This window comes from Filimonas lacunae, assembly GCF_002355595.1.
Classification (GTDB): domain Bacteria; phylum Bacteroidota; class Bacteroidia; order Chitinophagales; family Chitinophagaceae; genus Filimonas; species Filimonas lacunae.
Map to the genome: position 1 here is coordinate 2672486 of NZ_AP017422.1, position 24677 is coordinate 2697162.

The 24677-nt window shown below is 40.1% G+C and carries 22 protein-coding genes; all 22 read left to right on the forward strand.

Translation table 11 applies throughout. From position 1 onward, the window contains the following. Window positions 1-14: 14 nt before the first annotated feature. The 22 genes from FLA_RS10530 (at window position 15) to FLA_RS10630 (ending at window position 24677) form a co-directional block, all read left to right on the forward strand. A complete protein-coding gene (locus FLA_RS10530) occupies window positions 15-836 on the forward strand; it encodes a hypothetical protein (protein ID WP_144264086.1) in 822 nt (273 codons plus the stop codon). 13 nt (window positions 837-849) lie between these two features. After that, the gene (locus FLA_RS10535; protein WP_144264087.1) at window positions 850-8427 is read left to right on the forward strand and encodes an RHS repeat-associated core domain-containing protein; all 7578 of its coding nucleotides are present in this window, start codon (window positions 850-852) and stop codon (window positions 8425-8427) included. An 8-nt stretch (window positions 8428-8435) separates the two neighbouring features. Then, on the forward strand, window positions 8436-8684 hold the full coding sequence (locus FLA_RS10540) for a hypothetical protein (RefSeq protein WP_144264088.1): 249 nt from the start codon (window positions 8436-8438) through the stop codon (window positions 8682-8684). 255 nt (window positions 8685-8939) lie between these two features. Then, window positions 8940-9176 (forward strand): hypothetical protein, encoded by a 237-nt coding sequence (locus tag FLA_RS10545; RefSeq protein WP_076380428.1) that lies wholly within the window; start codon window positions 8940-8942, stop codon window positions 9174-9176. Between the two features lie 220 nt (window positions 9177-9396). Beyond that, entirely contained in the window at window positions 9397-10107 is a 711-nt protein-coding gene (locus FLA_RS10550; RefSeq protein ID WP_076380429.1) for a hypothetical protein, read from the forward strand. Window positions 10108-10316: 209 nt separating this feature from the next. Further along, on the forward strand, window positions 10317-11678 hold the full coding sequence (locus FLA_RS10555; protein WP_076380430.1) for a VapE domain-containing protein: 1362 nt from the start codon (window positions 10317-10319) through the stop codon (window positions 11676-11678). Between the two features lie 111 nt (window positions 11679-11789). Continuing rightward, window positions 11790-13157, forward strand: coding sequence for a hypothetical protein (locus FLA_RS10560; protein ID WP_076380431.1), 1368 nt, complete (start codon window positions 11790-11792; stop codon window positions 13155-13157). A 289-nt stretch (window positions 13158-13446) separates the two neighbouring features. Continuing rightward, entirely contained in the window at window positions 13447-13878 is a 432-nt protein-coding gene (locus FLA_RS10565; protein ID WP_076380432.1) for a hypothetical protein, read from the forward strand. A 73-nt stretch (window positions 13879-13951) separates the two neighbouring features. Continuing rightward, window positions 13952-14437 (forward strand): hypothetical protein, encoded by a 486-nt coding sequence (locus FLA_RS31145; protein ID WP_144264089.1) that lies wholly within the window; start codon window positions 13952-13954, stop codon window positions 14435-14437. 6 nt (window positions 14438-14443) lie between these two features. Next, on the forward strand, window positions 14444-14677 hold the full coding sequence (locus FLA_RS10575) for a hypothetical protein (protein WP_076380434.1): 234 nt from the start codon (window positions 14444-14446) through the stop codon (window positions 14675-14677). Between the two features lie 294 nt (window positions 14678-14971). After that, window positions 14972-15319 (forward strand): hypothetical protein, encoded by a 348-nt coding sequence (locus FLA_RS10580; RefSeq protein WP_084206344.1) that lies wholly within the window; start codon window positions 14972-14974, stop codon window positions 15317-15319. 145 nt (window positions 15320-15464) lie between these two features. Beyond that, entirely contained in the window at window positions 15465-16298 is an 834-nt protein-coding gene (locus FLA_RS10585; protein ID WP_076380435.1) for an AAA family ATPase, read from the forward strand. Window positions 16299-16301: 3 nt separating this feature from the next. Then, window positions 16302-16484 (forward strand): hypothetical protein, encoded by a 183-nt coding sequence (locus FLA_RS10590; RefSeq protein ID WP_076380436.1) that lies wholly within the window; start codon window positions 16302-16304, stop codon window positions 16482-16484. 26 nt (window positions 16485-16510) lie between these two features. Further along, on the forward strand, window positions 16511-16744 hold the full coding sequence (locus tag FLA_RS31150; RefSeq protein ID WP_076380437.1) for a hypothetical protein: 234 nt from the start codon (window positions 16511-16513) through the stop codon (window positions 16742-16744). A gap of 200 nt (window positions 16745-16944) precedes the next feature. Next, window positions 16945-17442 carry a hypothetical protein gene (locus tag FLA_RS10595; RefSeq protein ID WP_076380438.1) on the forward strand — a complete coding sequence of 166 codons (498 nt, stop codon included), beginning with the start codon at window positions 16945-16947 and terminating at the stop codon, window positions 17440-17442. Window positions 17443-17452: 10 nt separating this feature from the next. Further along, the gene (locus FLA_RS10600) at window positions 17453-19081 is read left to right on the forward strand and encodes a hypothetical protein (RefSeq protein ID WP_076380439.1); all 1629 of its coding nucleotides are present in this window, start codon (window positions 17453-17455) and stop codon (window positions 19079-19081) included. Window positions 19082-19132: 51 nt separating this feature from the next. Beyond that, window positions 19133-20119, forward strand: a complete 987-nt coding sequence (locus FLA_RS10605; RefSeq protein ID WP_076380440.1) for a tyrosine-type recombinase/integrase — start codon at window positions 19133-19135, stop codon at window positions 20117-20119. Next, window positions 20106-20975 (forward strand): tyrosine-type recombinase/integrase, encoded by an 870-nt coding sequence (locus FLA_RS10610; RefSeq protein ID WP_076380441.1) that lies wholly within the window; start codon window positions 20106-20108, stop codon window positions 20973-20975. Before FLA_RS10605 ends, FLA_RS10610 begins: the two co-directional genes overlap by 14 nt. A gap of 122 nt (window positions 20976-21097) precedes the next feature. Next, window positions 21098-22249 (forward strand): RHS repeat-associated core domain-containing protein, encoded by a 1152-nt coding sequence (locus tag FLA_RS10615; protein ID WP_076380442.1) that lies wholly within the window; start codon window positions 21098-21100, stop codon window positions 22247-22249. 10 nt (window positions 22250-22259) lie between these two features. Further along, window positions 22260-22682 carry a hypothetical protein gene (locus FLA_RS10620; protein WP_076380443.1) on the forward strand — a complete coding sequence of 141 codons (423 nt, stop codon included), beginning with the start codon at window positions 22260-22262 and terminating at the stop codon, window positions 22680-22682. A 497-nt stretch (window positions 22683-23179) separates the two neighbouring features. Continuing rightward, a complete protein-coding gene (locus FLA_RS31830) occupies window positions 23180-23557 on the forward strand; it encodes an IS1 family transposase (RefSeq protein WP_231940457.1) in 378 nt (125 codons plus the stop codon). A gap of 166 nt (window positions 23558-23723) precedes the next feature. Next, the gene (locus tag FLA_RS10630; RefSeq protein ID WP_144264090.1) at window positions 23724-24677 is read left to right on the forward strand and encodes a hypothetical protein; all 954 of its coding nucleotides are present in this window, start codon (window positions 23724-23726) and stop codon (window positions 24675-24677) included.

Genomic DNA, 24677 nt, shown 5'->3' on the forward strand with positions numbered 1-24677 from the left:
TGAAACAGGTGATAATGAAATACAGGAAAAGCTGGTGGTGTGTAATGTATTTACTGATGCCTTGCCTGTTGCAGGCACAGGTAAGAGATACCCTGGCTGATATTAAAATGTTTGTGCATGCATGTAACGCCTACAAGCAAATTCCTTTGCAGTTGGAAGTGTTTGTAAAGAATACCTGTAATATACCCCAACAGGATATGGACACTTCTGCTGTACGACTGCTGTTTGCAATACAGGAACATGGTAGCTATTTGCAATATGGTGAGGTGGAGCAGTTGGCTAATGATAGTATGGTGCTGATGATTAGCCATAAAGCCAAACAAATGATTGCGATGCCTTCAGGTAATACGGTGGCCAGGCAGTTATTGCAATCTATAAGTATGCCTGTGGCAGATTCTTCTATTACTCGTATGGCCGCAAAATATACAGCGGTGCGGTTGCCACATGAGCATGATACGGTAGTATTAGTAGTGACCAGCCGGGCCCTTTTACCGGGAACAGCCTTTCCAAAGGAATGCATTATTGTTCGCTCAGTAAAGGCTACCGGGCAGCTGGTGGAAGTAAAGCAAATGAAGCGTACGCTGTACGAGGTGGATGAAGAAGCGTATCGTCAGCTACAGGCCGATAGTGCCTGGAATGGACGCCTTACCAAGCTGGGGGAGCATTTCATGCTGGTAAAAGAGTTAATACAAACATTTTGCTATAAGCAGGTAAAGCATGATGGTAAACAGGCGTTGCCTTTACAGGTGAATGACTGCGTTAGCCGGTCTGCTACAGGAAAATTGTTACCTGCTGCGGCTTATGAAGGATATCTGATCAGTGAAAATAATCAATAAAAAACAAGCCCTGATGAAACCCAGGATGTTACTATTAAGACTGCTGTTTGCCCTGTTTATTGTGAACTCTGCTTTCGTTGCATGGGCACAAAAGGATGGAGGTGTGGTAAAAACGCCGCTTATTTCCAATATGAGTGGCGATAGCTTGGCAACAGCTAATACCTATGCTATTTCGCAATCTTATATCCCGGCAACAGGCGGCTGGGAGCTTTCTCCATCCATTACCAATATCATTTCATTGGTGGTGAATGAAGAAACGAATACTTACCTGTCGGCTGATTTTACTGCAACTGTAGTAGTAAATATTCAGTATGGCAAGGCCGGTTATGCAGAAAACTCCAAACAGGTATCACTTACCGTAACCTACAGTAAAAGTGAAGGTGCTAAATACAATGCGCGTAACTATTTTAGTTTTAAAGGCGCCAATTTTGTACGCGTTACTGTAGCTACACCTTCTACAGCAACAGTAGGCGGTGTAAGCGTAAATAAATTTATCCGTTTACAAAATGAGATGCGGGTTACCAGTTATTACAAACTGAATGCTACCAAAATACCGGTTATTACCCAGCTGCCTGCTACAGCCGATGAACTACCTTTAACCTGGCAAACCCCTGTAGATGCTGGTAATAATGGAGTGCAGTTGGAGTGGACCTGGCTGGAAGATGAGTTGAAAAGCACCTTCTACGATTCAGGAGATACTGTAAACCCCAAGCTGCTATTTCGCCGAAATGCTACCCGTATAGATTTACCCGCGGGCAAAAGCAGCTATAATATTCCTTTGTTTTACGATGGACAAGGCAAACTATATTACCACATTCGTGCGGTAAATAATGATGCCACCGGTAAACGGACTGATGGCAACTGGTCGGATTTGCAATCCTACATATTCAAAGGACACAACGACAGCTTAAACTGGCAGGTGTCTACTTCCTTTGCTGAAGAGGGCAAGCGAAAATCGGTGATAGAATACTTTGATGGTAGTTTACGTGGTCGCCAAACGGTTACCAAAGACAATAGCACCAATAATGTTATTGCAGCCGAAACTTTTTACGATGCTATGGGGCGACCTGCTGTGCAGGTGTTGCCTGTGCCTGGTATTAACTCGGTTGTTGCTTATACTAAAAACCTGAACCTGTTTAACAACCAGGCCAGTTTTGAAGATCCTGCCAAATATTTCGATCTGGAATCCACTTCATTTCCAGGTAGTGCTACACCTGTTATGAAACCGGATAGCAGTGTTGCAGCTTTGTATTATAGTTCCGGCAATGCTGATAAAAACAGTAATTCCAATAGCAATATTCCATCGGCAGAAGGCTATCCGTATAGTGTAACGCGTTACACCCCTGATGCTACCGGGCGCATACTATCACAAAGTGGGGTAGGTGCGGCTATGAAAATGGGTAGTGGACATGAAATCAAGTATTATTATGGAACACCCGCCCAGGAAGAGCTGGATGGACTGTTTGGTACAGAAGCAGGCGACTTTACACATTACGCCAAGAACATGGTAAAGGACGCCAACGGGCAGATGAGCGTTAGTTATGTGGATATGACTGGCAAAACGGTAGCGACTGCGCTGGCAGGTGAGGCGCCCGTGGGCGTGAAGGCCTTATTGCCGGATAACACACAATACCCCAACCAATATGCTACATATATTACCCGCAACTTACTGAATAATAATGCCAATCTCATTAAAGGTCATAGTGTAGAGTCAGTTACCAGTTTGTTAGTGCCTGCCAAAGGGGTATATAATTTTAATTATGCTTTAACGCCTGCCGCTTTGTTATTAACATCGTGCCAGGGCCAGCAGCTGAATTATGATTGTAAGTATACCCTGGAAATAACGGTGATTGATGAGTCTGGTGATCATGCTCCCATAGTAAGGCGGTTTAACAATATAACTGTCAACCTGGAAGATACTTCAGCTACGGTAGCCGAATTTAAAGATGAATCTGGTGTTCCTTCCAATAATATTACTTTTTCCTACACTTTTGAGCCAGGTTCTTACCTGGTACGGAAAACCCTTAGTATCAGTGATGCTTCGCTGCAGAAGTATAAAGAACTGTTTGTATCAAAAGGGGTGTGTAAAACCCAGGATCAGTTGATTGATTCGGTATATACCGTTATGAGGGCTGGTTCTGCCTGTGGAGGTGCTACGGCAATAACCTGCCAGTCGTGTATGGATTCGTTAGGCAGTTATAATATTTACCGTAATAAGTATATTCAGAATTTAGGGAGCAATTTGCCTTCCGAATCTGCTATACATGCTGCTTATTCGGCCGATTCTCTGAATTGTAAAGCTTTGTGTGGTAATACTTCACATAGGCTTGAGAGCATCAGATCTATGATGTTGGCGGATATGACGCCTTATACGGGACAGTATGCAACAGGTAATCCTCCAGCTTCTTACAGTTCTGATATATTATATTATCAGTATGATATATTCTCCACTTTGCCTAACAATGGACTACATCCCTTTTATAAATATCCGTGGACCACTGATAGTATTCGTACCTATTATCGTGACGCATATGATTCTATAGATCGTTCTATACATCCCGACACTGGTGCCTTATACAATGTACTGGATACTCTTTCTGCCAGTGGGTTTGCTTCCCGCTTTACCAGTAGCTGGGCAGAAGCTTTATTACCACACCACCCGGAATATGGCCGGTTGAATTTTGCTGAAAAGCACCTGAAAAGAACTTATGACTGGATTGAGGCGTTTAACCAAGACTCAACTTATGCACAGGCGGCAAGTAATGGTCATATTGTTTCTTCAGGAAGTTTTTTGGTAAGTGTTTTCCTTGACCATCAAGATCCATTTTTTGACGATGCTTTTAGTCCTTCCAATATAAGGACCATGGATTCTATTGTAAACCGGTCCGGGTATTATAAAACCAATCTATGGAATATTGCTTATACAAGTGTTATTTGTAATAATATCGCAGATGCTAACAGCCGTGCGAATTGTGAAAGTGGATCTCATAAGCCTCCCTTTGCAGATTTAACAGACGACCAAAGAAACAGTGTCTGGAATGTATTCAAAGGACTGTATTCCAATGTACGTGACTCTATGGTAAACGCCTGGATAAGAACCAAGGTGCCTATATCAAATGAAACTTCATTTGCCGCACAGAATTATGCCCTGCGCTTTGCCAGCAATAGTTTACTGGTGGCTCAAACAGATGGCTGGTCAAGCTGGTATCCTGCTACTTCCGGTGGAGCACCTGCAGTGTCTATGCCCGATTCTGCCGCAGCAGTATATACCAATCGTTGCAGCAGTTACATAGATGGATGGAAAACCAAATTGTTGCAATGTGCTGCTATTGCATCAATGGCCGATACTGCGCGCGCGAGGCTGTTAAACAAAATTACCGCTGGCATGGAAGCAGTTTGCCGGAAAGGAACGGATGAGGCAAACCCGAATGGTTCCTCTTCGGTAGCGCCGTCTACTGCTTATGACGGGCAGCCTCGTACTTTTGAAGAGGTAATACTCAAAGAGCTTACCGATGCCGGGATTCCGCGTAACCTTTTTTGTAATGCATTTGTTATAGATTTTCCCAAGCCTTACGGTAAAAACCCGGTACTGGTTCAGTCGTATATTGCTCGCCTCGATACCTGTACTTGTTCCAGGTATGCTGCATTGGTGCAGGAGGCAAACAATACGCCCGGTTATTCAGGTTATACCATGACGAATTTGAACAAGTACCTGAAGCAAGCCTATGGCGATACGCTTACGGCTGTTGTGTATGCAGGTTTACAGCATTGCAGCGAATTAGTAACCCGTGTAGGTTGTGATTCTACTATTGATAGTGGTCCTTCTACAAGAGCTTCTACCGGAACCAATTGCCGTGATACGGTGGTTACCTATGGTTTAAGTAGCGCCCAACCATTACCTGCGTTTTTAAAATGTGGCTATGTAAACATATCCCGTTGTGTAACCTGCGACACGTTAAGTGCCCTTACCGGCAGGTTTAAAACGTATTTTGCCAATACTCCTTTTACCGGTGCGCCTTATCTGAATGATGACCTGGATACTACCCAGATAGCCTGCAATGCATTATTTGCCAGGTATCTGAACTATTACACCGGATTGGAATTAACCTGGATGGATTATGTGAAAGCTGCTGCTACGTCATCCTGTAGTTTAGCTAATTATGCAGCTAACAGCAATGCGCATCAAACGGTAATATGTGGTTCAACAAAAATAATTACCGACACAGCCGGTAAGTTTGTGGTAGAGTCGCCCTGCGATAAAGTACAAACACAGGCCACGTCATTAGCTATAAACATTTACGAAGCGCAGCGGGAACAGTTACTGGCCAATTTTGAAGTTTTGTACCTGGCTAAATGCCTGGAAGCAAAAAATGCGGAAGTGTTTATGGTATCAGATACCAGCCGTGAATATCATTATACATTATATTATTATGATCAGGCGGGCAACCTGGTAAAAACGGTTCCTCCTAAAGGCGTCAGACCCGATTTTAGCACTACTTTTCTCAATAGGGTTAAAACGGCCCGCAGTATGGGAGATACGGCTTTGCCGGTACATTCCTTTCTTACTCAATATCGTTATAACAGTTTAAACCAGCTAGTAGCACAGAAATCACCGGATGCGGGTATTTCTTCTTTCTGGTACGACAGGCTGGGACGTCTTGCTGTGAGCCGTAATGCACAGCAACAGGCAGATGCACGTAGCTTGTATAGTTATACTATATATGATGCATTAGGGCGTATTACCGAAGTAGGGCAAAAGCCCGCCACCTCCGCCATGCTTCAAACCATCAGCCAGGATACAGCTGCACTGTATAATTGGTTATATAACACCGGTGGAACAAGGGAGCAGGTTACAGGAACCGTGTATGATATTGCGCGTGGAGGCTTTGATACCCTGATGAGTCAGAAAAATCTTCGCAACAGGGTTAGTTATAGCTATACGCAAAATCTCGCTACCGAAGCACCTTACTATACTTCAGCTACCTTTTACTCTTATGATGTACATGGCAATGTGGATACGCTTGTGCAGGACTACAAAGGCATTAGCATTGCTAATAACTCTAACAACCGCTTTAAACGCATTACTTACCAGTATGATTTGATCAGCGGTAAGGTAAATGGAGTGGATTATCAGCCGGGTTTTGCCGATAATTTCTATCATCGCTATACCTATGACGCTGAAAACCGTTTAACAGAGGTCGAAACCAGTCGCGATAAACTCTACTGGGAAAGAGAAGCTGCCTATAGCTATTACAAACACGGCCCTGTGTCAAGGGTGGTGTTTGGGCAGCAGCAGGTGCAGGGAGTAGACTATGCCTATACCTTACAGGGCTGGTTAAAAAGCGTAAACAGTGGCATTAGCACTGGCAATGGCTTTGACTCCGTCTGTATAAGCGGATCTGCTGTAGACAGCCTTATTGTAAACCAGCGCTCTGGCAATACACCTGGCAGTTATACCGCCCGTTTCAAAATTAGCTTTACTGGTGAATTTGAAAGCGGTGTCAATGACTCCTTTGTAGCAGTAGTGGATTCCACACTGGCTGTTTGCAAAAACAATGGTAATGCCGGCGGTTTATTAACTACATCAGAAGCCGCTACGGTAGCTAACGATATATTCGGATTTAACCTGCATTATTACCCAGGTGATTATCTGCCTATAGGTGGATCAGTAGCCACCAGTGTATTAAACGCATTAGGCACAGAGGCTGCTCCTTTATACAATGGAAATATTGCCGCTATGGCAGTAGCTATACCTAAGCTCGGTGATGCCAAATTGTACAACTATCATTACGATCAGCTCAACAGGCTGGTACAAATGGATGCCTATAATGGTATAAATACCACTACCGGCACCTTTACACCCATTAAGCTGAATGATTACAAAGAGCGTATCAGCTACGATCCTAATGGTAACATTCAAAGCTACCTTCGTAACGGTGTTACAACGAATGGTATCTATCCGGCTATGGATAGTCTTACCTATGACTACTACGCCAACAACAACAGGTTAAAACATATTGGTGATAATACCACTTATACCAATAACTATAGTACGGATATTGATAACCAGGTTGCTGCTAACAATTACACTTACGATTCCATCGGTAATCTGAAATCAGATGCAGCAGAAGGCATCACAGACATTCAATGGACAGTATATGGTAAAATAGCAAGTATTACCAAAAATGGCAATACCATCAGCTACACTTACGACGCCTCAGGCAATCGCATCAGCAAAAACGCCGGGGACGTTACCACTTTTTATGTAAGAGACGCCAGCGGTAATGTAATGGCTGTATATGAGCAAACTGCATCTACAAACACGCTGCAACAGACTGAAAATCATATCTATGGTAGCAGCAGGCTGGGTATCCAAAAACAGCTTACCGTTGCCGCCCAGCCCGTAGCACTCGCATCCGGATTCGGTTCAGGAACAAATAGTATCTTCACCAGGGGTGAAAAGCTCTTTGAATTAAGCAACCATTTAGGGAATGTACTGGCTACCGTGTCGGATAAGCGCTTGCAGGTGAGTGCGGCGGGTAGTACGGTGGATTATTACAATGCTGATGTGGTGAGTGCGCAGGATTATTATCCGTTTGGGATGTTGCAGCCTGGTAGAAGTTATAATGCTGGTGGGTATAGGTATGGGTTTAATGGTAAGGAGAATGATAATGAGGTGAAGGGAGATGGGAATCAACAGGATTATGGAATGAGGATTTATGATCCGAGGATTGGGAAGTTTTTGAGTGTGGATCCGATCACAAAGGATTACCCTGAATTGACTCCATATCAGTTTGCTAGTAATAGACCTATACAAGGAGTTGATCTGGATGGTGGAGAGTTTCAAGATCGAGCTACGAATGTTGCTTATTGGATGAAAAGGCATCCAGTTCAAACAACGATTAGAGAGAGTCTACTTAGTGGCATGGTAGACTTGAGGAATGTTAGAGATGCTAGCCTTTATCTTGGTGGCGGGCAGGTAATGCCTAAGAGAAACTGGGCGTGGGATTTACTAGCAGGACCTCGAGTTTTTTCAGGATATGCAGGCAACGGAAAGCTATATATCAACAACATTGTAGATGCTGATGGATATGTTACTAATAGGACTGTACCTATTGGTGGAACTGCGCCACTGCCAGATGGTATAGGAAGTCCATTCGGGCGAATCTCGCATTTCTCGCAATTAGGCTTCAGGTATGAAGCAGCAGTGAAAACTTCGGAAGATGGATCGCGATTCATTTCTCATTTTTTGAGACATGGAAGTCAAAAGATTTTAATAGGTTATTCTTCTATATCGGCAGAAGGGTTATTGTCAAATGCCTTTGAGGTTCATGAATTGCTTCAAGGCTTGGGAGCGTCAAAAGCTATGTATGCCGAGTTGAAAATAATAGGATTTTCCAAAGTTGAATCTAGTTTTAACCCTTCTTCAACAAATTTTCAGGAATTTATGAAGATATATGATGCTAGTAAAGGGAATTTAGTTGAAGCTGCTAAAGCGACTCCTGCTGCTAAAGCACTGGGGGAAGGTTGGACTCCTACAAATTTTAATGTAACAGAATCAAATATAAAAATGGAGTGGATAAAAAAATAATAAAATTTATGTATAAGAGTATCGAAATAATTTTTCCTTTTGCTGAAAACCAAAAGGCTAATATCGTTTTTGTAACTAAGTTATTTGTGTCGTTGAGAGAAATAAGCTTAGAAGAAGGGCGAAACGAATCGTTAAAATTTTTGGAAAAGAATGACCTTGTAATTCCAATAAGTGAAGTAAATCTAGCTGAGATAGAGAGCTATCTACAATCTTTTGGTTATAAGTATAGGGTTGTACATAAAACCTTACCTGAGTAGTGTACAGAAAGTAGTGTACAGAACATTATCTGCATGATTTAAAAAATTATAAGGGAGCTAAATAAGGTAATGTTCACAACGTCACCTACGTGATTAATAAATTTGTAAGGGAGCTGATAATCAATCGGCTCCCTTATTTTGTCTGGTAAAATAAGGAGTGTGCTTACGTGTCTTTTACTGTTTATTGTCACGGGAAGCCTACTATTATTGAGTTTAATAAACCCTCGTGTACACTTTGTCACCTGCTTAAAATTTATGAATAAGAATGTTGAAATAATATTCCCTTTTGCTGAAAATAAGGAGGCTACTGTCATGTTTTTTCTAAAAGTATTTGTAGTGTTGAGAGAACTGAATTTGGATGATGTATTTAAAGAAAAAAGAAAATTTGAAGCAGGGGAAGATCTCGTAATTCCAATAAGCGAAGTAAATCTTGCTACAGTAGAGCAAAGCATGCAATCACTGGGGTACGTCTATAAAATATTGTACAGATAATGTACATAGAGTCACCTGCATGATTTATAAATTTATAAGGGAGCTGATAAACAAACTAGGCCATTCCGTAATTGGGATGGCTATTTTGTTGGTAGGTGCAGGTAAATAATAGGCAAGGGAGGGTAGGGAGGCCTGATTTTATCAAAAATGCCGGGATCATTCCTGTTGATATACAGCATTTTGGCGTGAGATTATTATATTGCCAGATAATGTTTTGAAGATGTATCTGTTTGAATTTACAAAATCGCTGCTGGTAAAGTCCAATTTCTACGATCAGATAGGGGCATATATACGATATGCAGCGAAGGATGATCCAAGTTTAGAGGATTTACTTGATGGACATTGTGATTCTGCCGGAACTGTTGTTATGTTCCTCATGAACGAGAAGAACAGTGAAAGTTTGACACTGAAATTTGCTATTGAGGATGGCATGTACAAGGATGAGGTAGCGTTGAATAAAATACTTGCTGATGCCTTTATTAATAACCCCAAAACCGTGAAGGGAATATTAGCCTTCGCAGTTAATGATATAGAGTACTTGAAAACTGCATATAAGCAGCATGATTGGCTGGAACGATTTACCATTATTGCCGATCGTCTTAATGCGTTAAAATTAAATTTGCTCTCCCGGTATGGGGATTCTGCTGGTACAGTTGAAACCAGTACTGTAAAACCATTAACCTGGACTGGTGGAGTTGCTGTTTTGGGTACTCTTTTTAATGAACTGCGTACAACGGAGAAAAACGGTGCAGGTAATCCATTTATTAACGCAACCGCAAAGGAGATTGCAGATTTTATCTGTACTTTCTTTGTGGATGAAGAAGGAAATGCGTTTGAAAGAGATTCTGTAGCGCGGTATTTATCTTCTGACAAGCAAGCTAAACGTAATAAAGTGGACGTAAAGGCAATAGCCGCAAGGACCAAAGACTAGAATAAGCTCAATTTTACTGTTATAATGACTAAAGGGAGTGCAGGGAGACCTGTATTCCCTTTCTTTTTTCCTGCTATTTACAAAATAGTCTGAATGACTATTTATGACCGACCGGACTTTTTGCTCTGTTTCATCTTTGTACTGTTAAAACGGAAGGGCGCCGCCGTGATAACTCAAATTAATTTTTCAAAAAAACTAAATCTGAGTTTATGAACTCTACAAATCCAGAGGCAAAATTAGAAAATGTTCAATTCGCAGCAGTCGAGAATGAGATGGCGGTGCCAACAAATAGTAATGAATCCCAAAGCTACCAATTAAAAAAGCCAGAGGGCATTCATGTATCTCCACCCAATATTATAGTGCCACCAGATTACAACAGACTGGGGCTGCCTGATGACGACAGGAAGACACAAGGCGCGGCTAGGCCAGTTGAGCAGGATAATACTAATCGAATCAAAGCTTTCTTGAATCAGAACTGGCTATTTCGTTATAACACGCTTAGTAATATTATTGAAGTCCAGGAAAAGAATATCGGAATAGGTGGGAGTTGGAAAAGTCTGGATGAAATGCGTTTAAACTCCATGAAGCTGCGCATGGCTCATGAAATGGGGTTAGAAGTTGATAAAAAGCTGCGCATAATATTACGTTCGGATTTTGTGAAGCAGTTTAATGCAATTGAGGACTACTTTAATAGTCTTCCTGTGTGGGATCGTAATACGGATTATATAGCAGGGTTGGCTAATACGGTGACAACGACCAATCAGCCGGCGTTTTTAAAATATTTCCGAAAGTGGTTTGTGGGATTAGTTGCCTGCTGTCTAAATCCGAATGCCTCTAACCACTTGGTTTTCCTATTGAAAGGAGCACAAGGAATAGGTAAAACTAAATTCTTACGGAATCTTATGCCGCCGGAATTGAAAAATTACTGTAATGAAGCTCCTTTTAATCCGGGTAGCAAAGGGAATGAGAGGTTATTGGCTGAAAATATGCTCATTATCCTAGATGAATTTGATATTAAATCGGATAAGCAAATGGATTTATTCAAATTCCTTGTTACATGCGAAACCGTTAACGCCAAGAGAGCTTATTCCAACCAGCTTGAGCAACGGCCACGTATTGCTTCATTTGCTGGAACAACTAACCGTAGCAGTTTTCTAAATGATGAGACCGGTACCAGACGCTTTTTTGTTGCGGAAGCAATTGATATTTCCCCTGTGCCCTATGAACACTTGAGTTTGGCCTTTGCCCAGGCATATGCTTTAGTTCAAGATGGTGAACAATACTATCTAAGCGGTACTGATATTGAAGAGCTGAATGCTTTAAATTCCGAACATATTGCCGTAAACGTAGAAGAGGAATGTCTTTTAAAATGCGTTGCACCTGCGAATGTAAATATGCAAGACAGAAGGGTGTTGTCCGCTACAGAAATCACTGAATACTTATGTAAGCACACTCCCTTGAAATTTTCTAATGCAATGGTGCAAAAAATAGGTGTATTGCTGAAACGTAATGGTTTTGCACAACGGAAAAGTAACGGCAGACCTGTTTATGATGTTATCTGCCTGATGTAACCTGTATTCAATAGCCCTCTCTTATCTCCTGTGCTATTAAAGGGAGTGTAGGGAGGGCTTGTTTTCCACTCCTTTTTCTTACCCCGCACGTAATGCGACAATTAATTTAACATGAACTTTACTTATATACCCAAAAGACTAGATTTAGAAGTGCTGTTGAAAGAAAATAAGCCTTCATTTAAATACCATATCGACAATTTTAAATACATTATTGGCACTATTATCAGGCTAAAATGTCGTAATAAGGATTACCTGAAAGCAGAATATATTCCTTTGAACGCCAAGATTCTGCAAAAGAAAATACGGGCTTATAATCAATACCTTTCTTACCTTATTGAAAACAACGTTATAGAAACGGATAATCATTATATCCCTGGTGAAAAGTCCCGTTGCTTTAAGATTAGTGATTCTTTAAAAAACGATGGCTACGAGTTTACGGATTTGACGAAAAACACTTTAACGGTAATGTCAAATGACGAACGTAAGGAGGATGCCGCATTTAGAAAGAAATATGATTTCTTGCGCAAGTGGTTTGACAGCAACCTTCAAGTTAATGTGGAAATGGCAGCATGGGAATTGTCGCATCTATATGAGCAGGATATGGCCGATGGTTTATATGATGCCGCTGATCGTTATTGCATCCGGGAATTAGCCCTTGAAACGCTTAATAAAGGCATGTTCTACATGAGTGTTGATAGCACTGCTGGTCGTTTTCATTCTAACCTGACAAATTTAAAGTCAGAATTGCGGAACTACATTACATACGACGGGCAGCAACTGTGTTCTGTGGATGTAAAGAACTCTCAACCATTTATTAGTATGCTTCTTTTTAATCCTGATTTCTATTCTGAAAATGGTACTGGATTAACTTTAAAGAAGTTAAGACCTGAAATTTTTAAAAGTTTATCTTCTGTTATTCCTTCTATATTATCTATTATTTCATCTCTTTCTTTCATTATGTTAGTAAAAAGTGATGAAACGCAATGTGGGAGCGACTTGGAGCGATTTTGCACGTTGGTAGACAAAGGCAGGTTATACCAGTACATCAGTACTCAATATTTTGAAGAAACAGGCATCTTATATACCCCAGATACTCCTGATGGTAAAAGAATGCTGAAAAGTGCTGTATTCACCACATTGTTTTCCGACAATCGCTTTATTGGGCAAAAAGAGGCTGATATGAAGCGTTGTTTTAGGGATTTGTTTCCTACTGTATATAAAATTTATTCGCTCATTAAACGCCACGATAATGGCTTTTTGGCTATAATTCTACAGTCAATAGAGGCGGAGGTAGTAATAAATAGAGTAGCCAGGACATTCGCCAAAGAAAACAAAGAGGTGCCTATTTATACCATACATGATAGCATCGTTACGCTTTCTGAGTATAAAGAGAGGGTTAAGGACTTAATGAAAGTGGAGTTTGAAAACGCCATTGGATTTCGCCCGAATCTGAGTTTTGAGGAGTGGAACGGAGAATAGTACTTTTTTACTATTTTCGCGAGAATGGATAAATAAAAGAACCTCAATATATTATTAGCACAGAGCTATAAGTTCCTGTAGTCTGAAAGGTCGAAGATTCAATGCATACGGGAAAGTATAAGCTAAGAGTGTCATGCTACGGCGTGGCCTCTTACTTTACTTTGTATGCAAGGCATTCGACCGCCTCAGACTACGAGTAAATGTTAAGAGCCACGCTATTTTTTTGTGCATATATGAAAACAGGGAAGCCGAAAACTGTATAGAGTAGGCATTATTTAAAATGAAAACTATGCGATTGTTGATTTTTACATTAGTTGTACTTCTTGGTAGTAGTGTTTCTCATGCCCAAAAGATAAAAAAAGATAGACAATCCGCAATAGCGGAAATTAAAAACAATGGAAGATCTGTCTACCCTTTAAATGATGATTCTAATTCTTTTTATTATAAAAGATATGATGAAGAAGGTGACGCTACTGTTTTATATGTGTGCGAAAATGATCAGGTTAGAAAAGTTCTATTTATTTGCCAAGATCCCACACAAGTGCCTAAAAGATCATTACAAGCATTCAAAACAGTGAATAGTGGCTATGAAGTAGATCCTATTATTAAAGGCGTATTTAAGGGGACTAACTCTTGCTATTACGAAGGGAAAGCCAGATATGAAGGTGTAAATAATTATCAAGATAAAAAATTCTATCTCGAAATAGTATTACTCGATTAACTAGTAACTGTGAGTAATTAGAAATCATTTTATGAGTTAAATAAGCTATTACTTTAAATTAAAATCGTAAATCATGAAAGCCATTTTTTTGACAACAATTCTGTCTATATTTTTTTCAATGTTATTAAAGGCTCAATGCGATGTGCAAGTTAATGATCGTGACGATGGAACTACGGTTAGATATATGCGACCAGATAGGGTTGGGTATAGTGACAGATTTATATTGGCTTTTTCAATGCAGACAAATGGGGTACAATTTTGTGTGTGTACCCTATCCGTCTTTGAATCTAATAGCATAAAATTGAAAGGTAACCTGATCTTGAAATTTGATAACAATAAATCTGCCACATTTGAACATTATACCAGTGAATTAACCACATATAATGGTTATCCCGCAACTATTAGCATCTTTCTGGCAGATGCTATTGATTTAGCTACAATTGCTTCTTCTAATATTAAAATTGCTATGGTTAATTTGGCTGATAATACGTTTCAGACAGTGTCGGTCAAAATGAATTCTGATATTCTTAAAAAGCAATATAACTGCTTAAAACAATAGCTAGATATGGAAAAATTAGAATCATGGATTAGTATATTATGCTTGCCTTTGATACTTGGAGTACTGTGGTTTATAGGGACTTTGTTTAAAGCTTTCTTTTTTGAAGATAAGGAGCGTGAAGAGTCAAAACGTGGAAATATTTTACTATCCATAGTCATAGGAGTAATTGTGCTTTTTTTAATATCTTTTATCTGTCAAAAAATGGGGTGTAACTACGATGACGAAAAATATTATCGATAAGTATTAAAATGAAGAGGGAATCAACATCCCTCTTTTTCTTTTATACACATTGCCAGTGAATTTCCATTCTACACTAATAATATATCACTATTAAAGTGAGCTGCACTAAGTTTTTATTTTTTCTGTAGAATTTTTAAGCCCGCTTTTCTGTGTTTACCTGCGGATATTAAAAATACCCCCGTCCGATTTATATACGTTGACGTTACCACCTCCTTAGAAGACCTCCCACACGTTAACCTCGGAATCGGGATACCCCGGTCATCACTTAATTGGTTAATTCAAAATCAGCTTATCATGGTTAAAATTATTAACGCCCATCTACGGAAGGGTGATAGAGGGGAATTTGTTTCACTGGAACTACAGGGTGATCTGGTAATGTTACAATCACAAACTACCGGTAAGTTTTACGCCACTGCAAAGCGCTGCTTTATTACTTCCACTTTTGACCTGGCTACTGCTACAGCATTAATTGGACAGCAGATTCCGGGTACAATTACGCGGATGCAGTGTAGTCCCTACGATTTTACCAACAAGGAAACCGGAGAAGTAATGAAACTAACGCATACTTATGCTTACGTGCCACATGAAGGCGCTATGCCACAGTATGAACCACAGCAAGTACCAGTAATGGAGGTGGCATAACTCATTTTGGATGATGGGGAATCGAGGTGGCGTTTCTACGCTACCTCTTTTTGTAAGTAATAGAAAATGCTTCAGTGTGGCACTAGCAATCAACGAGGTGGTATTTCTATACCGCCTTTTTTTATTCATTTTTCAAATTACATATATGCAACTTCAACAAGCAAACAGACGTAATGTCAAAATAAAGATGGCACTACAAGGGCCTGCAGGTGCTGGTAAAACCTACAGTGCTTTATTACTGGCCTATGGGCTATGTGGTGATTGGGAAAAAATTGCCGTGGTAGATTCTGAAAACCAATCTGCTGCTTTATATGCGGATTTGGGCAACTTTTTGGTACTGCCTTTACATGCACCGTTTACACCGGAAAGCTATATCGAAGCAATTACTATCTGTGAGAATAAAGGCATAGAGGTTATTGTCCTGGACAGTATTACCCATGAATGGGCAGGTGTTGGTGGTATATTGGATATACACGCGCAGGTAAAAGGAAATAACAGTTATACCAACTGGTTAAAAGTATCGCCTAGGCATGAAGCATTTGTGCAAAAGATGCTGCAAAGTCCTGTGCATATTATCAGCACCATCCGCAGTAAACAGGATTACATACTGGTAGAAAAGAATGGCAAGCAAGTGCCGGAGAAAGTGGGTATAAAGGGTATTCAAAGGGCTAACCTGGATTATGAATTTACCCTGCTTTTTGAATTGGATAAGAGCAATAAGGCTGTTGCCACAAAGGATAGGACTTCCTTGTTTTCTGGTAAACCTGCTTTTATACTCACTGCTGCTACAGGTAAGCAAATACTGGACTGGTGCACCCAGGGAGGGCAGGGAGTGCTGGTTTCTCAAATCTCCGCATGTAACAGTATGGAAGAGCTATTGCAACTATTTTATGCCCATCCAGTACAGAATGAATCAGACAAACAGGCCTTTTCCCAAAGGAGAAAGGAACTGGAAGGTAATCACGCTTTAATTCCATAGCCCATGCAGAAATATATTTTAATAACATGGCCGTTATCCATGCTGTTATTTGAGCATAAGCGGTTTGATGAATGTTATATAGCACTGGCAGTAGATCAAAGTAAGAATATTGATTCATCCTATCTGGTGCCGGAAGATTTATACGAGGAATTAATTCGTCAGCAAAAGAATCAACCGGGCTTGTAAAGGCAAGGCTGTTAAAAATAAAGCCTATGCACTATCAACATTACAATAGCCAGATCTTGCTGGTAATAAATCCCGCTGGTGTAATACGTAAACTGTATACACCATTCAGGGTAACCTGTATTATACCTGTTGCTGACATTCCTTTACATGCCTGGGTATATGTAGATGAAGTATGGTGCAATGTCCAGGACGAACTATACTTTATCATCTTCGGTCAAATCCATCACTACCGGCATTTTAAAATAGCTGTATGCTTCTAGGAGCATAGGGGCCAGGAGTTACGCTGTATTTTGTTTACTGTGAGCCTATACCCGGCATTATCAATCCTAAAGCCAGCTGGCATACGCAAATATATTCTGCCGGCTATACACAGGTTTCTTTTGAGACGGTTTCTCTCCTGTCAGATCTGAAAAACCCCTGAAAATGAAATTTTCTTTAATCACCTACTTAATTATTTACAATGACTAATAAAGCAAGCTTTTTACATGCGGCCATGCTGCATGATCAGACCTATTTGGTAGATTCTATACTGAAAGAAGAATCAGAAATGAAAAACGCCTGCCAGTGGTATAATCACCTGGCATTTAACGTTACGCTCACGGAAGAAACCTTCACTGGTAATCTTGCTGAACTGGAAAACAGGGTAACAGAAATGAGAAACCAGCTTGCCGGGATGCAAAAGCAATTGGACGAAGATGATACACTGGCAGATACAGTTTTATATCGTATGATGTTGAACAGGCTGGTTAATGACGTTGAGCTGCTGTTAAAAGCAGAAGGTAAAGGCCAACAGGTATTTCAATGGTTACTGGTGCCTTATTGGCTTTCTGATAAATTAATTGCAGAGGGTGAAGTAATACTACGTGTATATGGTAATAACTGGTGGGGTATTACGAACCTGATTAGTTACACAGAGGTGCTAATGAGTGTTAAGAAAGAATTGGAAGATCACTATTAAACCATTGTGAATGCAGTTACAGCCATTAAACACCAGTAATCCACTGCATTTATCCTGGCAGTACGGTGAGGTTCATATTGAAATTATGGGTGGTATCAGACTGGAAGGACTGGACAGGTTAAAAGTTACCCTGAAAGTTAAATATAAACAGTCGGTGCTACGCAGTAATCTGGATTTATATAATGATGCCCAGGTAGAAAAGCTGGTACGTAAAACAGCAGAACTGTTTAGTTTGGGCAGTAGTTATATGGCGAAAGTATTGGAAGAACTTACCAATGCCCTGGAAGCACATCGTATTACCAGCCTGCAACAACTGGAAGTAAAGAAGGAGAAAAAAGTTCTGTCACCAGAAGAAAAGCGGGAAGCAATTACATTTTTACAGCAGCCCAACCTGGTTAAAACTACTGGTGAGTTGATAGGAGCCAGTGGTGTAATTGGTGAAGAACATAACAGATTGCTCATGTATCTGATTTTTACCAGCAGGAAACGGGAAAATCCATTGCATATTGTTAGTCTGGCTGCTTCTGGTACTGGTAAGAGTTACCTACAGGAGCGTGTAGCTGCATTAATACCGGATGAGGATAAAATAGAAATGACGGTGCTATCAGAGAATGCCTTTTACTACTTTGGTCAGCAGGAACTACAGCACAAATTAATGCTCATAGAAGACCTGGAAGGAGCGCAGCAGGCATTATATCCACTACGAGAATTACAGAGCAAAAACAAGCTGGTAAAGCGTGTGGTGGTAAAGGATAAGAACGGTAACACTCAGACTGTAGAGGTAACAGTGGAAGGGCCTGTATGTGTTGCAGGTTGTACTACTCAGGAGCATATATACGAGGATAATGCCAATCGTAGCTTTTTGATTTACCTGGATGATAGTAAGGCTCAGGATGGCAGGATTATGTTACGCCAAAAGCAGGCTAGTGCTGGTATTATTAATTTTGAGGTAGAGTTGAACGCTAGGAATTTACTACAGAATTGCCAGAGAGTATTGGAGCCTGTAAAAGTTCGTAATCCCTATGCCCTGCAATTACAATTACCTGCGGAAGTTTTTAAAATTAGGAGAGCGCATGCACAATACCTGCACTTCATTGAAGCCATTACCTTTTACAAACAATACCAGCGGGATAAAATAACTAATCCGGTTACCGGAGAACAGTATATTGAAACCACACTGGATGATATTGAAGAAGCTAATGAGCTAATGAAAGTGGTACTGGTAGGTAAAAGTGATGAACTAAGTCATGCTACCAGAGTATACTTAGAGCAGGTAAAGGAGTATTTGCAGCAACAAGGAAAGGATTCATTCACTACCAGGGAGGTCAGGGAGGGCTATAAATTGAACATTAGTAATCAGAAACGGTACATGCTGCATCTGTTACTGGCAGGTTACATACAGAAACAGGCAGGTAAAGACAATGTAATGGAATATACCGTTACCAGCTATGATGAATATGTATCTTTACAGGACAGGGTAAAAGCAGTACTGGATAAAGCATTAAATGGCCTACGAGAGCAACAAAGTTCACAGGTAGTTCAAGTGGGTAGTGAACCTCCCAAATCCAACGCAGATAAGGAAAGTAAACGAAAGTTCAAAAGTTCACCAAAAGGGAACACCGGCACAAATAATTCATAAGCCACTCTAATCAGGGTGGTTTTTTCATTTTATCACCATTAAAAGCATTGTATGAAACAGCTACCACTGGAAAGCACCTCTTTTCAATATCTGGAAAGGAGTTTTAAAGAGTGGCTACAGGTATTGGGATATGCAGGCAGAACCGCAGATAGTTTACCTGTGCATGTAAGGGAGTTTTTTCATTACCTGGAACAAAGAGGTATTAAAGAACTGCCACTGGTAGAAAACAGGCATGTACAGGGTTTTATTATTCACCTGGATAACCGGGTGAGTGATAAAACGGGTATGGGATTAAGTGCCAGTAGCAGGAATAAGATTATCACTGCTGTAAATGCCTTTATTAAATACATCAATGCTTCTGGTAAACACTTCCTGGACATAAACCCGGTAAGGCCAGATAATGATATTGATATACCAGTGGTATTAACACCACAGGAAATAAAACAGCTCTATGATGCCAGTTTTGATACGGGCAGAGTTAATAAGGCCATAGGGCAAAGGGATAGGGCGATGTTGGCAGTGTTTTATGGTTGTGGATTACGCAAAGAGGAAGGAACAAGGTTAAATATCACTGATATAGATACTGTAAAGGGATTGTTGTTTGTACGTAAAGGAAAAGGTAATAAACAGCGTTATGTGCCTATTGCCAGACAGGCGTTAGAGGATATTAAAGTCTACCTGAAAGAAGGGCGTAATTGGTTTTTTGAACAGCATGACGGTACTGGTCACTGGCAAAGTGAAAGGTATGGTTTGAATTTTAAACGTAAAGTAACCACTGCGGATGAAGCATTTTTTATTAACCGGATGGGGCAGCGTATGAGTAATTTCTACCAGCGTTTACACCTGCTACGTGATAAAGCAGGCATTGAAAAGGAGTTTGGTTTACACATCCTACGGCACAGTATAGCTACGCATTTACTACAGAGCGGTATGGACATAGAAGAGATTGCCAAATTCTTAGGGCATGGCTCCCTGTTATCAACACAGTTATATACTCATATAATTAACGATAAACCCGCAGATAATGGACAGGAATAACGCATATGAAGCATGGTTAAAGAAAAATAGATATGCTGCTAGTACCATGCAGGAGCATATAGCAACCCTGCAAAGGTTTATAACCTGGGCAGAGGGTGAAGTGATGGAAGTGGATGAAATTACCTACCAGGAGTTACTGGCATATATACAGTATGAACAGAGTAAAGGATTGCAGCAGTCTACACTGGTATTACGATTACAGAGTTTAAAACTGTATTATGATTTCCTGAAAGTAGAGGGGGTAATTGATAAAAATCCTGTTAGAAAGGTGCATTTAAAAGGCGGTGTACAGAAAGTGGTAGTAAATCCGTTGGATGAAGCTGCTCTGGAAAAGCTGTATGCGGATTACGAACAGTTAAAAGAACCCGCATGTAATGGTAAACATGCCTTATCTGCCCGTAGAAATGTAGCAATCCTGGGGTTAATGGTATTTCAGGGAGTGCATAGTGGTGAGATTTCAAGCTTTGAGCCAAAGTTCTTACAGCTCAGGGAGGGTAGGGTGAGTATAAATGGAACAAAACGGAGTAATGAACGGGTATTGCCGTTAACAGCAAGGCAGATGATAGGGCTACACAGTTACCTGGAATTACTACCACCAGAACAGGAGAAACTATTTGATTGTAATGCCAGGAATGCAGTTTATACCATCATGGACGAATTAAAGGGCATCAATCCAGTTGTACAGAATGCAGCGCATATAAGAAGCAGTGTAATATTAAACTGGCTGCGTAAACATAATAAAAGGCAGGTGCAGTATATGGCAGGGCATAAATACATTACCAGCACAGAGCATTACGAACAGCAGGAACTAACCAAATTAACCAGCCAGTTAGAAAGGTATCACCCGTTGAGTTGATTTTTGTTTATTTATTAAGCATGACGCATTGCATTTACCTGCGTATATTATAAATTTGATGCAAGCATAAACAGTTCTTTGAAAACACAATTTTCTTTGTAAAGGATAACCATTTAGGGAATGTGCTGGCTACCGTGTCGGATAAGCGTTTGCAGGTGAGTGCGGCGGGTAGTACAGTGGATTCTTATGTGGCAGATGTGGTGAGTGCGCAGGATTATTATCCGTTTGGGATGTTGCAGCCGGGTAGGAGTTATAATGCTGGTGGGTATAGGTATGGGTTTAATGGGCAGGAAAGAAGTAGTGAAATTGATAGTAATAGCTTTACTGCGGAGTATTGGGAGTATGATAGTAGGATTGGAAGGAGATGGAACAGAGATCCAGAACCGTTTACTGATGTTAGTGAATATGCCGCTTTAAATAATAATCCTGTTTACTATTCTGATCCATTAGGGAATAAAGGAGGCCCTTCTTTATTTGACTATTTTAATATTTTCAATACAATTAATAACTTTTTTCTTAAAAAGGCATTGGAAAAACCAGCTTTGGCTGTTCAAAATGCTGCAAATACCAGAGTGGGGCAAGCGGTAACAAAAACAGTACATGATGTTGTAATAAGTGCTGATAATTTTACCGCTGGAATGGGGCGTGCATTTACTTTTGGTTTATATAAGCCGCCTTTTAAAACCCACTATAATAGTGAGCAAGCTAATATTGCTTATTTGACAGGTGCAGCAGGCGAAGGTGTTGGATTTGCAATAACTGGTACTAGTACTCCTGGGGCTTCTCCACAGGTTGCAGGTTCAGGCGCAGTTGCTGTTTCAGGATCAAGTGCTTTAAATGTTAGTAAATTTTTAGTTACAAACCTTTTATTATTTGCTGATAATAGCCAAAGTGGTACAGAATCAAGTAGTAGTTCTTCGGGGCAAGCTAGGCAAGAGCAAGGAGCAAATTATGAGAACTGGCTACATAATGAAATGGGGGGAAGAGGAGAGTTTACGGAAACTAATGGAAAAACATCTCGTCAGTTTGACGGTGCATATGGTGAAAATAACTCTATTTGGTACGAGGCGAAAAGTGGAGATTTTTTTGGCGATGGTTTCACTGCTGCTAAATTTGAAAAATTTAAATCAGATATGGGGAGAGGATTAGCTGTTGCACAGCATCATAACGCCAAATATGAAGTAATAGCACAAAAAAGCATACCAGAATATGTAAAACAGTTTTTAACTAAAAAAGGTATTGGTTTTCATGAAAATGTAACACCTGCCCAATAAATATAGTTATATGTCAAAGACAGGAGCAATAATAATAGAAGCCCAAGATATAAATACAGATATTTATCGAGAAATACTGAGAAATCTATTAAGTTTCAATTGGTGTTATACAAATAATGGCCTTGTGTCATTTATGATAAATGGAAGCCATGATTATGAACAAGAAAGTGTTAGTAATATTGAACACATATTAGAAAAAATTTCGAATAGTGTTTCAGGACAAATGTCTACTACTATAGACCTTGTTTATAAAGAATCCAATCTTGGAATAGGGTTAGGTTTTATTAGTTCAACAAGGATTTTTATATCCATTATTGATGATGTTAGGATGCTGCCAGGATTAGGAATTGTTGATTTTAGTTGGTATTTGATTAACATAAAGCCTTTGTTTGAGTTACTTAAATACTATAGGGTAGAATGCATTTTTGATTAAATTGGTGATAATGTAGGGTAGTGTACACAACGTCACCTGAGTGATTAATATATTTGTAAGGGAGCTGATAATCAATTGGCTCCCTTATTTTTGTGTGGCAAAATAAGGTGTGCGCCTACGTGTCTTTTATAGTTTATTGTCACGGGAAGCCCACTGTTATTGAGTTTAATAAACCCTCGTGTACACTTTGTCACCTGCTCATGAAATGTAAGTATTGTCAGGGAGTCTGCATCAAAAAAGGATGGTATAAAACTGTTCAAAAATATCGTTGTGTAGAATGTGGTAAATACCAACGGAGTCTTTATCGCATCTGCCGATATACTTTACATACCGAATAGCAGGTGCTGTTATTGAATAATGAATGCGTGGGAATAAGTTCTATGTCACGTATTTTGCAAATACCAAAAAGCTCGGTTCAAATGCTACTTCTTAGGGCCGCCTCTAAAGTGACAAGGCCTATGCTTTCTACTTCTCATGAATCCTATGAGGTGGATGAGATGTATATTTTTATCGGCAGTAAAAATACGGCCTGTTATATTGTATACGCAGTCAACAGGAAAACAAGGCAGGTGTTTGATTTTATTACTGGTTCGCGCAGCAAAGAACAGATTGGCGGATTAATCAGGAGGCTCTTGTTAATGGCTCCGGCCAAAATTTATACGGATCGATTAAATATTTACAAGTCTTTAGTGCCGCGAAGTGTTCACTGTACCTTTCAATATATGACCAACAGGATAGAGCGAATAAACTTAACGTTAAGAACTCATTTGAAGCGACTAATAAGAAAGGGGATTTGTTTCAGTAGAAGCGCTGTAATGCTTAACGCCTGCTTGAAATTATATATGTGGGGTAAAAGCTCACCCATGGTTCATTAAAGGAATTGCCCAAAACTACTCGGCAGGTAACAGACATAGATTTTAAACAGCATTCGTATCTAAAACAATGAATGTTTGTACACCTGTGATTTTTATGGCGTTCACAGATATACTTATAACAGAGAAAAATCGTAATATTGCTCCTGTTACATCCAACCCTTTCAAGATGCTTAGAAAACAACTCCTGCTCTGGTGCCTGCTATTGATAGCACATCTTAAGATCGTTGCACAAAATACATTTGATTCTACGGGAAATATTGGTATGGGAACTACTGCCCCCATTGAAAAATTGGTAGTGAAGGGGAATGTGTTAGTGAGTAATAATGGCGCTATTCAATTTTCAGCTGCGGGTAATGCAACCGGTATGCCTATGTTAGGTGTAAGCGGCAATAACCAGTATATTGCTATTGGCGGACAGGGATTGCTGGCTGGTACCAATAATTTGCAGGATTTGGGTATCAGTGGCTGGAAATTTCGTAATCTGTGGTTAGGTGGTTTTGCTAATATTAGTAAAAGTTTGCTGGTGAATACTGCTGATTATAATGGTATTATTGTAGATAATGCCAACTTGAAGCGGTATGGCTTTATTAAATACCCTGATAGGGCTGCGGGCTTATGGCGTGTAAGTGGTCAGGAGTTTGAAATAGGAAGGGTAGATGTAACGGATTTGAAAAATCAGCCTACCCTATATAATATCGATCTGAATGTAAATGGTAATGGTAATGTGGGTATAGGAACGGTGGCTACTTCCCAAAAGCTTTCTGTAAATGGTGCTGTGCTATGTAAAGCAATGGATATATCTTTTACAGAAGCAGAATGGGCTGATTATGTGTTTAGTCCAGGGTATAAGTTGCCAGCTTTGAGTGCTGTACAAACTTATATTGTGCAACACAAGCACCTGGAGGGTATTCCTTCTGCAAAGGAGGTGCAGGAGAAAGGAGTGAATGTGGCCCAAACGCAGGCTGTCTTGTTGCAAAAAATAGAAGAACTTACCCTATATATCATAGCTCAACAGAAGCAATTGCAATTACAGCAATTACAGGCAGATAGTGAATATAGCACGCTGGAAGCACAGGTCACTTCCCTGGAACAAAAATTACATGCTGGTTCTCATAAATAA

Excerpts from the sequence above, each read along its gene's own strand:
- FLA_RS10565 (WP_076380432.1), top strand. The coding sequence starts at position 13,447 with ATGCGATTGTTGATTTTTACATTAGTTGTACTTCTTGGTAGTAGTGTT.
- FLA_RS10530 (WP_144264086.1), top strand. The coding sequence starts at position 15 with ATGAAATACAGGAAAAGCTGGTGGTGTGTAATGTATTTACTGATGCCT.
- FLA_RS10560 (WP_076380431.1), top strand. The coding sequence starts at position 11,790 with ATGAACTTTACTTATATACCCAAAAGACTAGATTTAGAAGTGCTGTTG.
- FLA_RS10580 (WP_084206344.1), top strand. The coding sequence starts at position 14,972 with ATGGTTAAAATTATTAACGCCCATCTACGGAAGGGTGATAGAGGGGAA.
- FLA_RS10590 (WP_076380436.1), top strand. The coding sequence starts at position 16,302 with ATGCAGAAATATATTTTAATAACATGGCCGTTATCCATGCTGTTATTT.
- FLA_RS10610 (WP_076380441.1), top strand. The coding sequence starts at position 20,106 with ATGGACAGGAATAACGCATATGAAGCATGGTTAAAGAAAAATAGATAT.
- FLA_RS10545 (WP_076380428.1), top strand. The coding sequence starts at position 8,940 with ATGAATAAGAATGTTGAAATAATATTCCCTTTTGCTGAAAATAAGGAG.
- FLA_RS31145 (WP_144264089.1), top strand. The coding sequence starts at position 13,952 with ATGAAAGCCATTTTTTTGACAACAATTCTGTCTATATTTTTTTCAATG.
- FLA_RS31830 (WP_231940457.1), top strand. The coding sequence starts at position 23,180 with ATGTATATTTTTATCGGCAGTAAAAATACGGCCTGTTATATTGTATAC.
- FLA_RS10595 (WP_076380438.1), top strand. The coding sequence starts at position 16,945 with ATGACTAATAAAGCAAGCTTTTTACATGCGGCCATGCTGCATGATCAG.
- FLA_RS10620 (WP_076380443.1), top strand. The coding sequence starts at position 22,260 with ATGTCAAAGACAGGAGCAATAATAATAGAAGCCCAAGATATAAATACA.
- FLA_RS10540 (WP_144264088.1), top strand. The coding sequence starts at position 8,436 with ATGTATAAGAGTATCGAAATAATTTTTCCTTTTGCTGAAAACCAAAAG.
- FLA_RS31150 (WP_076380437.1), top strand. The coding sequence starts at position 16,511 with ATGCACTATCAACATTACAATAGCCAGATCTTGCTGGTAATAAATCCC.
- FLA_RS10605 (WP_076380440.1), top strand. The coding sequence starts at position 19,133 with ATGAAACAGCTACCACTGGAAAGCACCTCTTTTCAATATCTGGAAAGG.
- FLA_RS10600 (WP_076380439.1), top strand. The coding sequence starts at position 17,453 with ATGCAGTTACAGCCATTAAACACCAGTAATCCACTGCATTTATCCTGG.
- FLA_RS10575 (WP_076380434.1), top strand. The coding sequence starts at position 14,444 with ATGGAAAAATTAGAATCATGGATTAGTATATTATGCTTGCCTTTGATA.
- FLA_RS10535 (WP_144264087.1), top strand. The coding sequence starts at position 850 with ATGAAACCCAGGATGTTACTATTAAGACTGCTGTTTGCCCTGTTTATT.
- FLA_RS10630 (WP_144264090.1), top strand. The coding sequence starts at position 23,724 with ATGCTTAGAAAACAACTCCTGCTCTGGTGCCTGCTATTGATAGCACAT.
- FLA_RS10550 (WP_076380429.1), top strand. The coding sequence starts at position 9,397 with ATGTATCTGTTTGAATTTACAAAATCGCTGCTGGTAAAGTCCAATTTC.
- FLA_RS10555 (WP_076380430.1), top strand. The coding sequence starts at position 10,317 with ATGAACTCTACAAATCCAGAGGCAAAATTAGAAAATGTTCAATTCGCA.
- FLA_RS10585 (WP_076380435.1), top strand. The coding sequence starts at position 15,465 with ATGCAACTTCAACAAGCAAACAGACGTAATGTCAAAATAAAGATGGCA.